Source organism: Permianibacter aggregans, assembly GCF_009756665.1.
Lineage (GTDB): Bacteria > Pseudomonadota > Gammaproteobacteria > Enterobacterales > Permianibacteraceae > Permianibacter > Permianibacter aggregans.
On record NZ_CP037953.1, the window covers coordinates 3,595,343 to 3,613,882 of the forward strand.

The 18,540-nt window shown below is 54.0% G+C and carries 19 protein-coding genes; 13 read left to right on the top strand and 6 right to left on the bottom strand.

All coding sequences use genetic code 11. The features are described 5' to 3' along the window. Nucleotides 1–2: 2 nt before the first annotated feature. From gshA to E2H98_RS16240, 3 genes are all read left to right on the top strand, one after another. Nucleotides 3–1,565 (top strand): glutamate--cysteine ligase, encoded by a 1,563-nt coding sequence (gene gshA / locus E2H98_RS16230; protein ID WP_133593241.1) that lies wholly within the window; start codon nucleotides 3–5, stop codon nucleotides 1,563–1,565. A 12-nt stretch (nucleotides 1,566–1,577) separates the two neighbouring features. After that, entirely contained in the window at nucleotides 1,578–2,054 is a 477-nt protein-coding gene (locus E2H98_RS16235; RefSeq protein ID WP_133593239.1) for a GNAT family N-acetyltransferase, read from the top strand. Nucleotides 2,055–2,194: 140 nt separating this feature from the next. Next, complete coding sequence (locus E2H98_RS16240) at nucleotides 2,195–4,936, top strand: M16 family metallopeptidase (protein WP_133593237.1); 2,742 nt, start codon at nucleotides 2,195–2,197, stop codon at nucleotides 4,934–4,936. Between the two features lie 230 nt (nucleotides 4,937–5,166). On the opposite strand, the gene E2H98_RS16245 is transcribed toward E2H98_RS16240, so the two are convergent. Together E2H98_RS16245 and E2H98_RS16250 are read right to left on the bottom strand one after the other, a co-directional pair. After that, nucleotides 5,167–5,556, bottom strand: coding sequence for a DoxX family protein (locus E2H98_RS16245; RefSeq protein WP_133593235.1), 390 nt, complete (start codon nucleotides 5,554–5,556; stop codon nucleotides 5,167–5,169). A 36-nt stretch (nucleotides 5,557–5,592) separates the two neighbouring features. Further along, on the bottom strand, nucleotides 5,593–6,291 hold the full coding sequence (locus E2H98_RS16250) for a pirin family protein (protein WP_133593233.1): 699 nt from the start codon (nucleotides 6,289–6,291) through the stop codon (nucleotides 5,593–5,595). A 151-nt stretch (nucleotides 6,292–6,442) separates the two neighbouring features. Here E2H98_RS16250 and E2H98_RS16255 point away from each other — a divergent pair, with 151 nt between their 5' ends. Further along, nucleotides 6,443–7,381 (top strand): LysR family transcriptional regulator, encoded by a 939-nt coding sequence (locus tag E2H98_RS16255; protein ID WP_133593231.1) that lies wholly within the window; start codon nucleotides 6,443–6,445, stop codon nucleotides 7,379–7,381. 127 nt (nucleotides 7,382–7,508) lie between these two features. Here E2H98_RS16255 and E2H98_RS16260 read toward each other — a convergent pair whose 3' ends face one another. Then, nucleotides 7,509–7,964: a DUF4426 domain-containing protein gene (locus E2H98_RS16260; protein ID WP_157591423.1), complete on the bottom strand. Its 456-nt coding sequence runs from the start codon at nucleotides 7,962–7,964 to the stop codon at nucleotides 7,509–7,511. Between the two features lie 316 nt (nucleotides 7,965–8,280). Here E2H98_RS16260 and E2H98_RS16265 point away from each other — a divergent pair, with 316 nt between their 5' ends. From E2H98_RS16265 to E2H98_RS16300, 8 genes are read left to right on the top strand one after another with little or no spacing between them, the layout of a single operon-like run. Beyond that, the gene (locus tag E2H98_RS16265) at nucleotides 8,281–8,715 is read left to right on the top strand and encodes a hypothetical protein (RefSeq protein WP_133593227.1); all 435 of its coding nucleotides are present in this window, start codon (nucleotides 8,281–8,283) and stop codon (nucleotides 8,713–8,715) included. Nucleotides 8,716–8,748: 33 nt separating this feature from the next. After that, the gene (locus E2H98_RS16270; protein ID WP_133593225.1) at nucleotides 8,749–9,288 is read left to right on the top strand and encodes a cytochrome c3 family protein; all 540 of its coding nucleotides are present in this window, start codon (nucleotides 8,749–8,751) and stop codon (nucleotides 9,286–9,288) included. A gap of 8 nt (nucleotides 9,289–9,296) precedes the next feature. Then, nucleotides 9,297–11,528, top strand: a complete 2,232-nt coding sequence (locus E2H98_RS16275; protein WP_133593223.1) for a molybdopterin-containing oxidoreductase family protein — start codon at nucleotides 9,297–9,299, stop codon at nucleotides 11,526–11,528. 2 nt (nucleotides 11,529–11,530) lie between these two features. Next, nucleotides 11,531–12,292 (top strand): 4Fe-4S dicluster domain-containing protein, encoded by a 762-nt coding sequence (locus E2H98_RS16280; RefSeq protein WP_133593221.1) that lies wholly within the window; start codon nucleotides 11,531–11,533, stop codon nucleotides 12,290–12,292. Next, nucleotides 12,289–13,650, top strand: coding sequence for an NrfD/PsrC family molybdoenzyme membrane anchor subunit (gene nrfD, locus E2H98_RS16285; RefSeq protein WP_133593219.1), 1,362 nt, complete (start codon nucleotides 12,289–12,291; stop codon nucleotides 13,648–13,650). The genes E2H98_RS16280 and nrfD overlap by 4 nt, the downstream gene beginning before the upstream one ends. Beyond that, on the top strand, nucleotides 13,647–14,186 hold the full coding sequence (locus tag E2H98_RS16290) for a DUF3341 domain-containing protein (RefSeq protein ID WP_133593217.1): 540 nt from the start codon (nucleotides 13,647–13,649) through the stop codon (nucleotides 14,184–14,186). Before nrfD ends, E2H98_RS16290 begins: the two co-directional genes overlap by 4 nt. Then, nucleotides 14,183–14,680, top strand: a complete 498-nt coding sequence (locus E2H98_RS16295) for a c-type cytochrome (protein WP_133593216.1) — start codon at nucleotides 14,183–14,185, stop codon at nucleotides 14,678–14,680. The genes E2H98_RS16290 and E2H98_RS16295 overlap by 4 nt, the downstream gene beginning before the upstream one ends. Continuing rightward, on the top strand, nucleotides 14,677–15,753 hold the full coding sequence (locus E2H98_RS16300; RefSeq protein ID WP_133593214.1) for a hypothetical protein: 1,077 nt from the start codon (nucleotides 14,677–14,679) through the stop codon (nucleotides 15,751–15,753). The genes E2H98_RS16295 and E2H98_RS16300 overlap by 4 nt, the downstream gene beginning before the upstream one ends. On the opposite strand, the gene E2H98_RS16305 is transcribed toward E2H98_RS16300, so the two are convergent. Continuing rightward, the gene (locus E2H98_RS16305; protein ID WP_133593212.1) at nucleotides 15,750–16,025 is read right to left on the bottom strand and encodes a hypothetical protein; all 276 of its coding nucleotides are present in this window, start codon (nucleotides 16,023–16,025) and stop codon (nucleotides 15,750–15,752) included. The two genes, E2H98_RS16300 and E2H98_RS16305, sit on opposite strands and share 4 nt — an antisense overlap. A 123-nt stretch (nucleotides 16,026–16,148) precedes the next feature. Further along, complete coding sequence (gene nhaD / locus E2H98_RS16310) at nucleotides 16,149–17,420, bottom strand: sodium:proton antiporter NhaD (RefSeq protein ID WP_133593210.1); 1,272 nt, start codon at nucleotides 17,418–17,420, stop codon at nucleotides 16,149–16,151. Between nhaD and E2H98_RS16315 the strand changes: the two genes are divergently transcribed. Further along, complete coding sequence (locus tag E2H98_RS16315; protein WP_133593208.1) at nucleotides 17,419–17,676, top strand: hypothetical protein; 258 nt, start codon at nucleotides 17,419–17,421, stop codon at nucleotides 17,674–17,676. The genes nhaD and E2H98_RS16315 overlap by 2 nt on opposite strands. Here the strand turns inward: E2H98_RS16315 and E2H98_RS16320 are convergent. Continuing rightward, nucleotides 17,630–18,391, bottom strand: a complete 762-nt coding sequence (locus E2H98_RS16320) for an SDR family NAD(P)-dependent oxidoreductase (protein WP_133593206.1) — start codon at nucleotides 18,389–18,391, stop codon at nucleotides 17,630–17,632. The two genes, E2H98_RS16315 and E2H98_RS16320, sit on opposite strands and share 47 nt — an antisense overlap. Nucleotides 18,392–18,540: the final 149 nt, after the last annotated feature.

Below are 18,540 nucleotides of genomic sequence, written 5' to 3' on the forward strand. Positions count from 1 at the left end.
TCATGCTGAAATTCACCTGCTGCAATGCCGTTCAGGCATTGGGCTGCAAAGAAAAATCCTCGCTGCTGACCGGTATCAAGCGCGGCATCGAACGGGAAACGCTGCGCGTCACCGGCAATGGTGAGTTGGCGCAAACGCCGCATCCATCGAGTCTCGGCAGCAAGCTGACCCACCCGTTTATCACGACAGACTATGCCGAAGCGTTGCTGGAGTTCATCACGCCGGCATCCAGCGAGTTTTCCCAGCCACTCGAATTTCTGACCAAGATCCACCAGTTTGTTGCGCGCCGCATTGGTGATGAACTGATGTGGAGCACGTCTATGCCCTGCATGCTCGGCGATGAAAAGCTGATTCAGATCGCCGATTACGGCAGCTCCAATTCAGGGAAGATGAAATACGTTTATCGCGAAGGCCTTGGCCATCGATACGGCCGTCAGATGCAAACGATTGCCGGCGTCCATTACAACTGGTCGTTGCCTGAGGAATTCTGGCAGTGGCTGCAACAAAGCTGTGGCCACAAGGGCTCGCTGCGATCGTTCAAGGACGAGCGTTACTTCGCGTTGATTCGCAATTACCAGCGCTATTCCTGGCTGATTCCGTATTTGTTTGGTGCTTCGCCGGCAGTTTGTCGCTCGTTTTTGAAAGACGGTAAGCTGGAATTGAAAGAACTATCACCACGTTCGTTATACGGCGAATACGCGACCAGTTTGCGGATGAGTGATATCGGTTATCAGAACAATGCCCAGGCCGGCATCAATATCCGTTTCGATAACCTGAACTCGTATCTCGATGGTATGGAGCATGCGATTCGCACGCCGGATCCGTATTACGAGAACATCGGCGTTGTTGTCGACGGCCACTGGAAGCAATTGAATGGCAATTTGTTGCAAGTCGAAAACGAGTTCTATTCCGGCATTCGTCCGAAACATACGCCGGTGCTCGGCATGCGTCCATCAAAGTCGTTGCGACTGCACGGCGTTGAATACATTGAGGTGCGGCTGTTCGATATCGATGCGTTCAGTCCGATTGGCATCAATGAGGACATGATGCGTTTTGCGGACGTGTTGCTGCTGATGTGTTTGTTCCGCGAGAGCCCGCCGATTTCGCCACGCGAGGACGCCGAGAACAAGGAAAATAAACGCCGCGTGGTGTTGAACGGGCGTCATCCAGAATTATCGTTGCTGGTCTACAACAAAGAGCAGCCATTCAAGGACGTGGCGCTGGAGTTGTTTGACGACATGAAAGCCTTTGCCGATTTGCTCGATACCGCTTACGGTGGCAAGGCTTATCAGCAATCATTAGCTGATTTGCGTGAGCGGGTGCTCGATCCGGAGAAGACGCCGTCGGCGCGATTGCTGCGCGAAGCGATGGAAGTCGGCGGATTCTTCCGTTATGCATTGGGGCTCGCCAAGCAGCACCGCGACACGATTTTGTCGCTGCCGATCGATGAAGTGTTTGAGCGCCGTGCCGAGCAACTGGCTATCGAGTCTCTGGCTGATCAGAAAGCGATGGAGATGGGAGATACGCTGACGTTCGCTGAATATGTTGATCGCTATTACGCCTGACAAGGAAAAACAATGCTGACCATACGTGCTGCCACAGCCGCCGATGTGCCACAAATTCAGCGTTTTATTGAAGCACTGGCCGATTACGAGAAACTCAGTCATGAGGTGCAGGCCACCGAAGAAAAATTGAATGCAACCTTGTTCGGCGATAAACCGGCCGCCGAAGTATTGATTGCCGAATGGCAGAATAAACCGGCTGGTTTTGCCTTGTTCTTCCACAATTACTCGACGTTTCTGGCCAAGCCCGGTATTTACCTGGAGGACTTGTTTGTCTACCCGGAATTTCGTGGCAAAGGCATTGGCAAAGCACTGCTGATCGAGTTGGCACGGCGCTGCGTTGAAAACGGGTTTGGCCGTCTGGAATGGTCGGTTCTTGATTGGAATACGCCGGCGATTGATTTCTATCGCAGTCTCGGCGCCAAATTGATGGATGAGTGGACGGTCAATCGCGTCACCGGTGATGCGCTGCTGGCTTTGGCGAAGAAATAGGCAAAAGCGTCGCCTCATTTGTATCGATTTGTAGCGGCGTTCATAACTGTTAACAGCTGAGCTATCGCTTGACGTAGTCGTCACTGTCGTAAACGCGCTAAGCTGCTGGCCTATTTTTGCCAGCACAAAAGGATTCCACCGTGCGTTTATCCACTCTTTCTGTTGCCACCTTGATGGTGTTCGGCAGTGCCATTGTCGCCGCTGCTGATACCACTACACTTGATATTCCCTACACCAAATTCACGCTCGACAACGGTCTGCGCGTCATCGTCCATGAAGACAAAAAAGCGCCGATTGTCGCCGTCAACGTGTGGTACCACGTTGGTTCCAAAGACGAGAAGGCAGGGCGCACCGGGTTCGCGCATTTGTTTGAGCACCTGATGTTCAACGGCAGCGAAAACTACAACGATGAATATTTCGGTCCGTTCGAAAAAGTTGGCGCTACCGACATGAACGGCACGACCTGGCTGGATCGCACCAATTACTTCCAGAACGTGCCGAAGACGGCGCTCGATATGACACTGTGGATGGAATCGGATCGCATGGGTCATATGCTCGGTGCCGTCACCCAAGAAAAATTGGATGAGCAACGTGGCGTAGTGCAAAACGAAAAACGCCAGGGGGAGAACCAGCCTTATGGCCGCTCGTTCGAATGGTTGCAGAAAGGCAGCTTTCCGGAAGGTCATCCGTATTCCTGGACCACGATCGGCTCGATGGAAGATCTGAACGCCGCGAAACTCGAAGACGTGCATGAGTGGTTCAAGACTTACTACGGCGCCGCTAACGCCGTTGTCGTGCTCGCCGGTGATATCGATGTTGAAACCGCGAAGTCAAAAATGAACCAGTATTTCGGCGATATTCCAGCCGGTCCGCCGCTGGTCAAGCGCGGTGCCTGGATTGCCAAACGTGACGACAGCAAGCGCGACATCATGTTTGACCGCGTGCCACAGGTACGCATCACCAAGTCCTGGAACGTGCCGACCTTTGGCAGTAAAGAAGCCGATCAACTGGAACTGGTCGCGGCGATTCTCGGCGGTGGCAAAAATTCACGGTTGTACAAAACGCTGGTTTACGACAAGCAAATGGCCACCAACGTCCGCGCTGATGTCATGCAGTTTGAGCTGGCTTCGCTGTTCGGCATCAATGTCGATGTCAAACCGGGCGTCAACCCGGCCGAAGTCGAAGCGATCATCAATCGCGAACTGGCGTTGCTGATTGATAAAGGTCCGAGCAAGAAGGAGCTGGAACGCGTCAAAGTGACCGAGGAGGCGAACTTTGTTCGTGGTGCCGAGCGCATCGGTGGCTTTGGTGGCAAGAGCGATATTCTCGCGACGTACGAGGTATATACCGGCGAAGCAGGCAATTTCAAACGCAGCCTCGAGCACAAGCTGAGTGCATCAACCAAGGATCTGCAGCAACTGGCGAAAGCCTGGCTGTCCAGCGGCGATTATCATCTCGAAGTGCATCCGTTCCCGAACTACAACACCGTCGCCAGTAATGTCGACCGCAGCAAGCTGCCGGAAGTGAATAGCACGCCTGATCTTGACTTTCCGAAAGTTGAGCGTGCGATGCTGAGCAATGGTCTGAAGGTATTGTTTGCCGAGCGTCACAGCGTGCCGGCCGTCAACATCAGTCTGCAGATCGATTCCGGTTTCGCCGCTGATCAGGGCAGCAAGTTGGGCACCGCCAATTTTGCCTTGTCGATGGTTGATGAAGGCACGAAAAAACTCTCCGCCAGCGAAATCAGCGAAAAAGCCGAAATGCTCGGTGCCAACCTTGGCAGCGGTTGTGCGCTTGATGTCTGCAGCATCAGCATCGACATGTTGAAAGCCAAGCTTGATGACTCGCTGAATCTGTTTGCCGATGTCGTGCTGAACCCAGCGTTTGATCAGGAAGAAATCGATCGTCTGCGCGGTCGTTGGCTGGCCAATATCGCTCGCGAAAAAGCTCAGCCTGTGTCGATGGCTTTCCGCACCCTGCCACCACTGCTTTATGGCAATGGTCACTCGTACGCGATGCCCTTCACCGGTTCCGGTACCGAGCAATCGATTACTGCCCTGAACCGCGATGATCTGGTGGCGTTTTATCAGAAATGGGTACGCCCGGATAATGCAACGCTGGTCGTCGTCGGCGATACAACGCTGAGCGAGTTGTTGCCGAAACTGGAGAAATCACTCGGTGGCTGGAAAGCACCGGCAACGCCGAAACCAATCAAGAATCTGGCCAATGTGCCGATGCAGGACAAAACGCAGATTTTTCTGATCGATAAACCCGGTGCGGTGCAGTCGGTGATCATCGCCGGTCAGTTGATGCCGGGCTTCAAGGATGACGAAGCCGCGCTGCTGTATGCGATGAATGACATCATCGGCGGCCAGTTCACGGCACGTTTGAATATGAACCTGCGCGAGCAGAAGAGCTGGGCCTATGGCGCTTACACGATCAAGCAGAACGCGGTTGGCCAAAGCCCTTACTTTGCTTATGCGCCGGTGCAAATCGACAAAACCGTCGAGTCGATGCAGGAAGTGTTGAACGAGCTGAAGGCCTATATCGGCAGCAAACCGGCTACCGAAGCCGAGTTGCAGAAAACGGTATTGAACACCGTGCGTTCGCAGCCAGGTGAGTATGAAACCATGGATGCCGTTCAAGGTGCGTTGGTTTCGATAGCCAATTACCAGCGTCCGGACAACTATGTTGAGCAGATCAAGGCCCGTTACGAGGCCTTGACCGTCGCTGATATCAATGCTGCCGCCAAGCAATATCTGCGGCCGCAGGCGATGACCTGGGTGGTGGTTACCGACTTGAGCAAAACCGAACAGAAGATCCGTGATCTGAAGCTCGGTGAAGTGACGGTGATTGATGCCGATGGCAACAAGCTGCGCTGATCTGGCGCTTTGTTATAAAGCAAAACAAAAAGCGGCATATGCCGCTTTTTGTTTATCGTGAAATACTATTTTTGTCCGGATAAATCCGGACCTACCAGGACCGGTTGTGGCGATTCACTTGGTAGGTGCGAATTCATTCGCACAATAACGCCAGACAACCACCCTTAGTTGAAACGGACCGATGACAAGCATCGGTCGCGCATCACTCATTAACTCTTTCTTCACTCAACTCAGCGCTTGTCGATGGCAAACTTGCCGGCACCGTATTGCACGAACATCAACAAACCACCGGTAATCGCCAGGTTTTTCATGAACGCGATAGCTTGCTGTTGATTGCCCCAGTCCCAATGGAAGATCACGGCGGACAGCAATGTGAAGCCGGCGAGCAGGAAAGCGGCCAGTCGAGTCTGAAAACCAACGAGCAACGCCAGACCACCAATCAACTCAACAAAAATCACCGCTGGTAACAACATGCCCGGCACGCCCATGGATTCCATATAGCCTTGTGTACCGGCATAACCACCGATTTTGCCGTAGCCGGCGTTGATGAAAATCGCCGACATGAAAATACGCGCAGCGATGTTGAATAGTGGTGATAACTTGTCAAAAAAAGCGTTCATGTTTTTCTCCCAGGTTGATGAAGGTAAAAGAGTGGTTCAGGCCAAATCGAATAACAGGACTTCCGCCTGCTGGCCGTCTGCCAGGCGTAATTCGGATTCTTCAATCAGTTTCAGTGCGTCGCCTTTTTGCAGACGCTCACCGTTGGCGATAATCACGCCATTGGCGACATGCAGGTAGTACTGGCGTTGCCGCTGCAATGGCTGGCGCCATTGTTCTTCACCATCAAACAGGCCGGCATAAATGCGCACATCCTGATTGATCGTGATGCCGGTTTCGCTGGCTTCACGTGAGGCGATGGCAATCAGACGACCGCGCTTGTCGTCATCGCTAACATGTTTTTGTTCGTAGCCGGGCGTCAAGCCTTGCCGCTCCGGCGTAATCCAGATTTGCAGAAACTTGACCGGCTCGCTGCCTGAGGCGTTGTATTCGCTGTGCACAACGCCGGTGCCGGCGCTCATGCGTTGAATGTCTCCGCGCCGTATCGTCGAGCCGTTGCCCATCGAGTCCTTGTGTGCCAGCGCGCCGCTGAGCACATAGGAGATGATTTCCATGTCGCGGTGCGGGTGCGGCGCGAAACCACCACCGCCGGCGACGGTATCATCGTTGATGACTCGCAGGCTGCCGAAGCGGGTGTGCTTCGCGTCATAGTAGTCCGCAAAGGAAAATGAGTGCCAGGATTCCAGCCAGCCATGGTGGGCGTGGCCCCGATCGGCGGCATTTCGGCGTTCAATCATTGCAGTCTCCTCAAATTATCTGAAGTGCTTCTGGTGCGGTATCCAGGCCAGAAGCCGATGAAAGACAGCTTAAAGCGCTGGCGCATGCTTTTGTTCGGAGAAATTTCGCTGTATTGTTCAATTAATTTGAATTGATAAGCCGGGGGTGGTCATGAAACTGAGTCTGGATGCCTTGCTGGTACTGGATGCTATCGAACGCGAGGGCAGCTTCGCGCTGGCTGCCGAGCGCCTGAACCGGGTGCCCTCGGCGCTGACCTATACGGTGCGCAAGCTGGAAGAAGACCTGGATGTGCTGCTGTTTGACCGGCGTGGGCGCAAGGCCGAGCTGACTGTTGCCGGACGCGATTTGCTGGAGCAGGGGCGCGAGTTGCTGAAGGCTGCCGGCGATCTTGAATGCCGGGTCAAACGGGTCGCCACCGGCTGGGAAACGGAACTGCGCATAGCCGTCGACGGCGTCTTGCCGCTGTCGATGCTGTGGCCGTTTGTCGCCGAGTTCCAGAAAGCAGAGCAGCCAACGAGGTTGCATTTTCTCCATGAAATTCTCGGCGGCAGTTGGGAGGCGATTCGCGACCGCCGGGCAGATATCGTTATCGGTGCGCCGGGAGAGATGCTGGCCAGTGGTGATTTCGCTGCGCATTTGCTTGGTGAGTTGAACATGTTGTTGGCGATGGCTCCCACTCATCCGTTAGCAGGGTTGCCCGAGCCTTTGGAAGATGAACAGATTCGCCAGCATCGCATCATTGCGGTCGCCGATTCATCGCGTCATTTGCCACCGCGCACGCTCGGCATTCTCGACGGTCAGGAAACCCTGACGGTGCCGAATTTACACAGCAAAATTTCGGCGCAACAGGCTGGCCTTGGCATCGGCTTTTTACCGGAACATTTGCTGCGACCGTTTTTGTCCGATGGCAGTTTGGTGACGCGTCGTTGCAGCAAGCCTAAGCCGGCTTCGCCGATGTTTTTGCTGCACCCCAAAAGACTGGAAGGCAATGCCATGAAATGGTGGGTCAAGGCATTGAAAGCACCAGGCTGGTGGCAGTCTGTCACCCAGATGCAGGCTGCAGAGTATTCGGCGTACGTAATGGAATAATCAAATTCACTGTCAAATTTTTGAAAATAAATTCATCTGAAAGCAGTTCTGTTCATGAAGTTTTGCGCTAATAAAGCGCGCCGCATCAATTAGCGCTACGGCGAACAATGGATGCCGTCCGATTGCGTCAGTGTGTATAAAAGCGTTGCGAAAAACTGATCGCCAGCTCGTCTTTGTGGCCTTCTGGTTTGACGTTGACGCTGAACCCCATCATTTCATTGTGGTCATGGCGGAACGGCGCCACATAGTAAATGGCGTCGCCTTCAATCAACTCGCGAAACTCGAGCACGCTCGATTGAAACAGCTCATTACGCACTTCGCCTTTAATCATTGCGGTGACGGCATCCGGGGTTTGTTCATCGTTTTTCTTGTGCACCGAAACCATAACGACGCCGATGTTGTTAGCGCGTGTTATCCGGTAATTCTTGGCAATTTCCGGCGTCAGCGAGCTGCTGTTGAAGGCGTTGTAATGCACCATGTAGGGGCCGAATTCTTTTTTGTAATCGCGGTTCTGGGCATGGCTGGTGCAGAGCAGCAGAAAGCTGGCGGCCAATGCATAAAAGAATGCCTTGAATGATTGCATTGTGCTCATCTCCTTATGACGGAATGGAAGAAACGCGTTGGTTTCTATAATGCCAAACTATAGTTAACTTTCCGCGATTTTGGTATTGACCAATTCTGTTCAAAAATTCGCTCTTTATTAAATATTTGTCTATTATTCGCCGAACGATTACCCACCATCGAATGGCATTGACGCCGTTAATGCCAACAAGGAGTGGCGCGATGTGTCTGGAATTGATCAGGTCTATCTCTGTGCCGATGTCCGGTCAACGGAACGCCGTATTGATGTCGGACAGTCGGCAAATTCCCCTTGCGCATGCTTCGGTCGGAGAGTCGTGATGAGCGAACGTCTGGCGGAAATTGGCATTGCGATAAAGCTGAACGCTGCGCACCTTCCCACTTCGATTCAATGGTCGGCAAGCGACGCCGGTTTTGCCGGCTGGCGCGACTGCAACACGATCAATGTCACACTCTGGGACAGCGAACAACAGCAGCTGTCGGCGATCAGTCTGTGGACGCTGGAAACGCCGTTACTCGATATGTACGCGTTTCTAAGTGAATCCTTGGCGCAACTGGCTGATACCTGCCAGCGTGCCACCCACGATGCGGAATTGACTCGAATCATTGCGGATTGTGCGCATCAGGCATCGGTCCATGTGCAACGAACGTTGCAGGCACAATCGACCGAATCTCAATCGATCGGATCACAGCCGACCGAATCCAATTCAACTAAACAGAAGCAAAACGAACCGGAGGGAGAGCTGTCCTCTTGAGGTAATTCAACCGCACAGGAAATAAGGAGCGCCATGGCGATTTCATTACGCGCCGTTTTGAGACCTTATTCGATGCTCGGAGCGATTGTTCTGATCGCCCTGGCAGGTGTGATCTGCGGCTTCTATTTAAGCGAGTGGTTTTTCTCTGGGCGGGCGCCCGCACAACCGATTGCGTTCAGTCACAAGATTCATGCTGGTGACCATCAAATCCCCTGTCTGCATTGTCATTTGTATGCGGAAGATTCGAAAGTCGCCGGCGTGCCACCGGTCGCCAAATGCATGGGCTGCCACAGCAATATTGCCACCGACCGGCCGTTGATCGTCGCGTTGAATGACTACTGGGAAAAACAGGAACCGATTCCCTGGGTCAAGGTGCACGACCTGCCGGACTTCGTGCATTTCAGTCACAAGCGTCATGTCCGCGCCGGGCTTGCCTGCAACACCTGTCACGGTGAAGTGGAGCAAATGGAGGTGTTGCGCCGGGTCAGCAATTTGCAAATGGGTTGGTGCATTCAGTGTCACCAACAGAATGCGGTGCGCTTCGGCACCGATTGCATGACTTGTCACAAGTAGGGGAAGGTATGCCAGATCTCGATCGTCGAACCTTTCTGAGCTTGTTGGGTGCCGGCACGGCCGGCGCCGGTGTCGGCTTCTGGTTCAATCAGATGATACGACCGCCCGTCGAGCATTTGATCCCGCAAGTGGTTGCACCGGAAGATATCAGCCCCGGTACGCCGGTGTTTTATAACTCCGTCTGTGGTTTGTGTAGTGCCGGTTGCGGTATCACGGTCAAAACCCGAGAAGGGCGGGCAAAAAAAATTGAGGGCAATCCCGGCCATCCGGTTAATCAGGGCGGCTTATGCGCAACCGGGCAGGCGGGTCTCAATCTTCTTTATCATCCGGATCGCGTCCGCTCGCCGCTGAAACGGGTTGGCGATCGCGGCAACGCCGAATTTATGCCGGCCAGTTGGGCCGAAGTGATTGCATTTATCGGTCACAGCTTTCAAACCCTGAAAGGCGAAGGGCGCAGTGGTCAAATTCATTTTTGCAGCAGACCGGTGCAAGGCCATTTGGATTCGCTATTAGCCGATTACTTCAAGCAGCTTGGCACTTCGCATTACGTTTTCCATCAACGCCATTCTTCGCGCCTGCAGCAGCTGGCTATGCAGCAATGCTTTCAGCAGGCAGCAATGCCATTTTATGACATCGCCCATTGCGATCTGCTGTTGTCATTTGGCGCCGACTTTCTGCACAGCGGATCATCGCCGGTGATGATGGCCAGGCAATATGGTGAATTCCGGCGCAAAACACCGCGCGGACATTTTATTCAGCTGGAAGCGCGGATGAGTGCCACCGGTGCCAATGCCGATCAATGGTTGGCGGCGAGGCCCGGCAGTGAAGCCGCCATAGCCTTGTATTTGGCGCAGCAGTTGCTGGCACGCGGTCGCTATCAAGCTGCTGATCGCGAAGCCTGGCAGAACGCGTTGCAGCCGCATAGTTTGGCAAAAGCAGCTGAGGTCAGCGGTCTTGCGGAAAGCCAGTTGCAGGCACTCGCTGATGCAGTCATCTCGCGTGCGCCGCTGCTGGCCCTTTGCGGCGAAACGCCATCCCACACCAGCAACGGGTTCGATACTGCAATAGCCGTGTTGGCACTGAACTACCTTGCTGGCGCCCAAACAGGGCAGGCGGCGATGCGCGCCAGCACGCCGTCACTGATTCCATCCGTCAATCGCCAGGTCGGCAAGGAATATTGGCAGCAACTGCGTCAGGACGCTAAAGACAAACGCGTCGCGGCACTGCTGCTGCATGAGTGCAATCCGCTGTTTGATTTGCCTGCTGCGTTGGAGTTTGAAGCGGTGCTGAATGAAGTGCCGCTGGTCGTTGCTTTCAGCAATATCATTGACGAAAGCAACGCGTATGCGGATTGGATTCTGCCGGTGCCGAGTTACCTGGAGCGCTGGGACGATATCGCTGCCGAAACCGGTGGCGATGTCGCCGCCGCCAGTGTTGGCCAGCCAACCGTGGTGCCACTTTATGACACTCGCCATTGCGGTGACATTGTGCTGTCGCTGGCCGCCGCACAGGGCGAACCAATGGGTCATGACAGTTATCGGCTCTATCTGCAACAGCGCTGGCAAACCATACATCAACAATTGCTACCAAACGATTTGCTGGTCGACTTCGATACCTTCTGGCAAACGACGCTAACCAGTGGTGTATTCGGAAAAAATCAAAGCGAAACACCGCCGCTGCAATGGCGAGCCGATGCCATCGAAAAACTGCAATTTCACCCAATCCATCTGCCGGGCGAAGCGAGCGAGTTTCCGTTCTTGTTGCAACTGTATCCGCAATATCACGCTAATCATGATCTCGATCCATCATTGCCGTGGTTGCAAGAGCTGCCAGACCCGATGACTGGCGTGGTCTACCACAACTGGCTGGAAATTCATCCGAAAACAGCGCAGGAAAAAGGCCTGCGTGATGGCGATATCGTGCGCGTGCTTACCGCGAACGGCGAGTTGGAATTGCCGATTTATCCTTATCCCGGTATTGCGCCAGATATGCTCGCTATTCCAGTCGGGCGCGGCCATTCGCAGCTCGGTCGTTACAGCAAACGAGGCGCCAATCCGATGCAGTTGATCGGCGTGGAAACGGTGCAGGGCTGTGATGAGTTGGCTTGGTCATTATTGCGTGCGCAAATCACGCCGACGGGACGTCGTTTGCGCGTGCCACGTGTTGGCGAGCATGAACGCAGCCTCGGCCGCAATCTGTTTGGCGGGCAGGCGAAAACCATACCGATCAAGGAGCTTTGATCATGACGCTATTGCAGGAAAAATGGCGTGCGTACCGTACCCCTGGTTATTACACGAAATACGATTACGCCTGGCGACTGGTCGTGGATTTGGACAGTTGCACCGGCTGTGGTGCCTGTGTCGTCGCCTGTCAGGCGGAAAACAATTTACCGATTGTTGGCGAGCGCGCTTTCCAAGAAAAGCGCGACATGAAATGGCTGCGCATCGAGCGTTACTGGGAAGGCGAATACCCGGATATCAAAATGCGCTTTCTGCCGATGATGTGCCAGCACTGCGATCAGGCTCCATGCGAAACGGTTTGCCCGGTGGCTGCGACCTATCACAATCAGGATGGTTTGAATGTACAGGTGTATAACCGCTGTGTTGGCACCCGTTCTTGTGCTGCCTACTGCCCGTACGAAGTGCGCTATTTCAATTGGTTTTCAGCGAGTTGGGAGGCGCCGCTGGAGCAACAACTGAACCCGGAAGTCAGCATTCGCGAAAAAGGCGTCATGGAAAAGTGCACGTTCTGTGTTCAGCGAATTCGCCAAGCCAAAGATGAGGCCAAAGATGAAGGTCGACGGGTGCAAGAGGATGATTTCACCACCGCTTGTGCGCAGAGTTGTCCGAGCAAGGCGCTACATTTTGGCGACGCCAATGATCCGCAGTCAGCGGTTTCACAATTGGCCAAGAATCCACGCGCTTATCATGTGTTGTCAGAGCTGAATACCGAGCCGAGCGTAACCTATCTGGCGCGTGGCAAGGCCATGGAGTCGGCGTCATGAACCGGGTCGGTAATCAGACACCGGACGAAACCCCGCCGAAACTCGCGGACGTCAATCGTGATGTCATTCGCACGCTGACTGAAACGACGCCGCTGTACTGGTGGACGTTTGGTATTGCGGTCATGGTCGCCGTGTTGTGCTTTACCTTGCCCTGGGCCTATCAACTGGTGACCGGTATCGGTGTTGCCGGCATGAACCGGCCGGTGATTTGGGGCTCGTATATCTCCTGTTTCATCTTTTGGATTGGCTTGAGCCATTCCGGCACCTTGTTGTCGGCGGTTTTGCATATTACTGGCAGTCAATGGCGCAAAGCGATTTATCGCAGTGCCGAAGCGATGACGCTGTTTTCACTTGTCGTGGCGGTAATTTTTGTGCTGGTCCATGTTGGCCGGCCATGGTTTGTCTACTGGACCATTCCGTATCCGAATCAGCGTGAATTGTGGCCAAACTTTCGTTCACCACTGCTGTTCGATGTCACGGCGATCACCACTTACATGACTGCCAGTGCGACATTTTTATTTGTCGGTTCGATTCCGGATTTCGCGGCGGCCCGCGACGGTACGATAGGCTGGCGCCATAGTATGTATCGGGTTCTTTCACTCGGCTGGCGCGGCACCCAGAAAGAATGGAAACACCTCGGTTGGGCCTACACCTTTTTTGCCGTGCTGGTCATTCCGCTGGCTGTCTCGGTGCACAGTATTGTGTCCTGGGATTTGGCGCTGTCGATCGTGCCCGGTTTTCACCAGACGATTTTCGCGCCTTACTTCGTCGTCGGCGCCATTTATTCCGGCACCGCCGGCATCGTTACCGTGATGTATTTCCTGCGTAAATACTATCACTTGGAGCGCTACATACTGCCTTCGCATTTCGACAAACTGGGCCGTCTGTTGCTGGTGCTGTCGTTACTTTGGACCTATATCAATATTGTCGAGCTGACCACGGGGTGGTTCAGTCATCACAGTTTTGAACTGGAGTTTATCGATTATCGCCTGACTGGTGCCTGGGCACCCATTTACTGGTCGATGATTGCGTTCTGCGCAGTGCTGCCACTTTCGCTGATCTCAAGCAGGGTCCGCACCAATTTGAATGTGATGCTGGTGTTATCGATATTTATCAATGCCGGAATGCTGTTTGAACGTTTCATCATCATCACCACGTCACTGCCACGCAAGTATTTGCCCAATACTTGGGCGGATTACGCACCGACCTGGGTGGAATATTCCATCATGCTCGGCTCGCTGGCCATTTTTGTCACGCTGTTTCTGATTTTCGTCAAGATTGTGCCGAGCATGTCGATCTACGAAGTTAAAGAGGAGTTGCTGCACAACGCCAAACACCAGCAGGAGAACAAGCCATGAGCCACTATCTGCATGGTATTTTCAAGGATCCGGAAGACGCCCAGCTGGCCCAGCAAAAGCTGCAAAAAGCCGGCGTGGAATGTGAGCTGATTTCGCCCTATCCGTTACAGGAAATCCACCCGGATAATGGCCGCTCGCCCGTGCGAAAGTTTTCGTTGATTGGTGGCATTCTCGGCTTTATCGCTGGAATCATTTTGACCACGTATTCAGCAACCAGCTATATCTTACCGACCGGTGGTCGAGCGGTGATTTCGGTTCCACCATTTCTGCTGGTGTCCTATGAGCTGACGATCTTGTTTGCGGTACTGGCAACCTTGATCGGCTTTCTCTATCACAGCGGCTTGCCGGCGTGGTACGAGCGGCCACATCACGAAGCGGCCAGCGTCGACGAAATCGTGGTCAGTGCGGCATTTAGCGACGAGCAGGAAGACAAGGTGCGCAAGCTGTTGCAGGACAGTGGAGCCGAACGCATCGAGTCGCAAACGCTGGTGCCAATCGAACCGGAACATTCGCTACCGGAGGAGGATGCCAAATGAAACGCGCCCTGCTCTGGTTATTACCTTTCACTGGTGTCGTGCAGGCCTTTCCTTGGGATATTGATATGGCCAATCAGGTTTCGATCAAAGCTCAGGAAACGCAAGTGCAGTTTCCCGCCTACTCGATTCCGGTGCGTGGTCTGCCAACGGCGTTACCGACCGGTCCACTGGAGCAGGCGCGCGGTATGGCCGCGGCGAAACTGCAAAATCCGACGCCGGCCTTGGAGCATTCGGTGGCACGCGGCCGCATGCTGTTTCAGCGCCATTGCCTCAGTTGTCACGGCACACTGGGCCGTGGTGACGGTCCGGTCGGATTGAAGTTTCAACCAAAGCCGATGAATCTGAGTCTCGAAGCAGTGCGTAATCAACCGGATGGGCGGCTGTATTTCACGATCAGTCGTGGCAGTGTTTTCATGCCCGCTTACGGTTACGCCATTCAATCCCAGGATCGCTGGCATCTGGTCAATTACATCAAGCACGGAATGACACCATGAAACGGTCCAGCGCTGCGATGAAACCCTTTTATGCCGCACTCGCGGCCGCCGTCGTCATGCTGATTGGATTCGCTTTATTGCTGCGTCAAAGCGCCAACAGCGAAGCCAATGTCATCGCCTGGCTGACGGTCAACTTTTTGTTTTTGCTCGGCCTGAGTCAGTTTGGCGTCGTGTTCATTGCCATACTGCGTTTGTGTTTTGCCCGCTGGCCGCTGGCGTTCTATCGCACCGCGCACATGATGACGCTGGTGGGTGTGCCAATCGCTATTCTGGGGTTTCTGCTGATTTTTCTGTTCGGCCGCGATGAATTGTTCTACTGGCTGGGCGAACCGGAAAAAACCAATATTTGGGTCAATGAAACCGGCATTGTGCTGCGCTTTGTTATTGCCCAATCGATTTTCTATCTGCTGGCCTGGTGGGGTTATCGGCTTAGTCAGCAACAGGGCAAGGAGCACGCGCTTTACAAACTCGCCAGTTGGCAGTTGGTTGCCTTCGTCATCGCCAATACATTTTTGGCCTGGGATTTCGGCATGCTGCTGCATGATCATTGGCTCAGCAGTGTTTATCCGATTCACTTTTTCATGAGTTCAATTTTTGGTGGTTGTGCACTGATTTTGCTTGTGGCGTTGGTTAACGACCTCAGCGTGAGTTCTCGCACGGTGGAAAATTTCGGGCGGGTGTTGATTGGTTTTTCTTTGCTCTGGCTGTACTTTTTCTGGGCCCAGTACATCGTCATGTGGTTCGGCAATTTGCCGCAGGAAATTGGGCCAATTCTGGAGCAAATGGGACCGCGCTACGGTGCGCTGTTCTGGCTGATGCTGGCCAGCGTGTTCATTATCCCGTTCCTGACCTTGATCAGTTACCACGTGCGCTCAAGCCTGGTGCGTCTGGCGCCGATCGCGTTGCTGATTCTGATCGGCACCTGGTTGCATCGGGTGTTGACCGTTTTGCCGGTCATGGAAGTGGATATTTCGTTGCTTGGTATCCTGACTTCACTGGCCGCTGCGCTGATGATGTTTTTTGCCGTCAGCGGCCTCGCCCATCCCCGTCTGGACGCGCAGCACTCAGGCTAACGACCAGCGCGTGATTCGGCAATGTAGAAGCGTGCGCGCTTGGCTTTGTCGATACAGCTCGGGTAGCGTTCCAGCGTTTGCTGGGTTTTCGCGGCGGTTAGTAGCCCTGCGGCTTTTGTGTAACTGACGGCACCACCGAAGCCTTCCGTTTTGGCTAGATCAAGCTCCTTCCATGCGGTGTCGAGCAACGACGCGCACTGATCTCGACCCACCACTTTTCCGGCGCAGCCGGACATTAGCGACAGCAGGGCAAGCATCAAAAGCCATTTCATTTCGAGAATCTCTTTAGGTCGAAAGGGCATTCAGTATAGCGGTTTTGTGCTTTGCTGGCGGTGAGAGGGTGTACACAAAAAACAAACCCGGCGATCGCCGGGTTTGTTCATCGCGCTAGATGGTTAGCCAATCAGCACTGCATAGGTACCAACACCAGCCAATAAGCCGAGCAAAGCTGGGATCGTTACTTTGCGTAAATACCAGCCAAACGTAATGTTTTCCATGCCCATCGCGGCGACACCGGCCGCTGAACCGATGATCAGACAGCTACCGCCGGTTCCTGCCGCCAGCGCCAGCAGTTCCCAGAAGTCGCCGTCAACGGCAAACTGACCAACCGCGTCAATCGGGTACATGTTCAACGCGGCGGCGACCAGCGGCACGTTGTCGATAACCGCCGACAGGACACCAATCGCGATGTTGATCAGATAGACATTGCCAAAGGTTTGTTGCAACCAGCCGGCCAAGTGATCAAGCTGACCAAGCGCCTGCAATGCCGCGACCGCAAGCAGGATGCCGAGAAAGAACAACACACTCGGTACATCGATTCTGCGCAGCACGGCGGCAACGGTGACTTGTGATTTTTCTTCCAGCGGTTTTTTCCGGTGTATCCATTCGGTGGTCGCCCACAGAATGCTTAAGCCAAACAGCATGCCCATATACGGCGGCAAATGGGTGACGGTTTTGAAAATCGGCACGAATAACAAAGCGCCAATACCGAGATAAAACACCAGATTACGCTCCCAGGCCGGCAGCGTGGCTTTGCCATGTTCCGAGGATTTTTGTACCGGCGCATCCTTGACGATGCGCGACATGGCCAAAAGCGGTACGGCAAAGCAAACCAGCGAAGGAATGAACAGTGCGGTGATGATACCGGTTGTCGTGATCTGGCCACCAAGCCACAGCATCGTTGTCGTCAAGTCACCAATCGGCGACCAGGCACCACCAGCGTTGGCGGCTATGACAATAATTGCGACCAACGGCCAGCGTGTTTCGTTGTCCGGTACCATTCGACGCAGCAAGGAAATCATCACGATCGTCGTTGTCAGGTTGTCGAGCACCGCGGACAAAAAGAAGGTTGCGATACCAACGGTCCAAATCAAACCTTTGGTGCTGGCCGCGCGCACATAACGGGTAACCAGGCTAAAACCTTCGTGGGCGTCGACCAATTCAACAATGGTCATCGCACCGAGCAAGAAAAACAGCAGTTGCGAGATTTCACCGAGGTGATGAAACAACTCTTTGTTGGCTTCGTGCGGAATGGCGAACGCAGCAATGGTCCAGAGCACGACTCCGGTCAGCAAGGCTGGTGCGGCTTTGTTGATATGGGTATTGTGTTCCAGGGCGATAAAAAGATAGCCAACAACAAAGATGGCGGGGATCAACAGCTCAAGCATGATGCACACGAACGGTACAACGGAGGAGGAAGAATTTCAGCAGTTTGTTGGCGAAAAAACAATGCGTGAAAAAGTCACATTGGCTGATGTATTTGGGCAAAAATTTTTGCGATTAAACGAAAGTGATATTGGCCAAATCCATTTTTTGATTTTGATAAAAAAGCGGCGCAAGAATTTCTGTCCTTGCGCCGCTTTTTATTCATCTTCTTTTACGGCAGGCGGGCAGCACCATCCAGACGAACGACGCTACCATTGAACATCGCATTGTCGATGATGTGGGTAACGGTGGCGGCAAACTCATCCGGGCGACCGAAGCGGGCCGGGTAGGGCACCGAGCTTTCCAGTTGCTGACGGATTTCATCGCTGACACCGCCGAGCATGCCGGTGTCGAACATGCCGGGCGCGACGGCCATGACCCGGATTTTCAGCGCGGCGAATTCGCGCGCCAGTGGCAGCACCATACCGACCACACCGGATTTCGAGGCGCTGTAGGCGGCCTGACCGAGCTGGCCCTCAAACGCCGCAATCGAGGCGGTGTGAATGATGACGCCGCGGTCTTCGCCATCAGCGACTTGGTTGCTGGCCATGTGGCGGGCACAGGCTTTGGTCAGTACAAAAGCGCCAATCAAATTGATTTGAATGACCTTGCTGAAGAAGCCGGACTCCATTGGGCCTTTCTTGCCTAGCACCCGGCCATTGCCGAGCACGCCGGCACAACTGACCATGACCGTTACCGAGCCCATCCAGGCAGCGGCTTCATCAACGACACTGTCGACCTGTTCGGCGTTGCTGATATCACAGGCGAAGAATTTGGACCGCTCGCCCAGCTTGGCGATGGCCTCGGCACCTTGTTCGGCGTTGATGTCGAGGATGGCGACTTTGCCGCCTTTCTGGATAATCGACTCGGCCACGGCGTAGCCCAGGCCGTTGGCGCCGCCGCTGATTACGGCGTGCAGTGCGGATACCGGCATAGAATGTCCTTCTATTATTAAGGTCTCGAATGGATGGCTAGCGAAGCGCCATCGGAAGGGGCGTCATGATAGCAGAGCGATCCGCTATGCTGTGTTCAGCGCTTTTTGCTCAAACGACCGTTTGAAACTGGCAGGCTTGCCGCTACAAT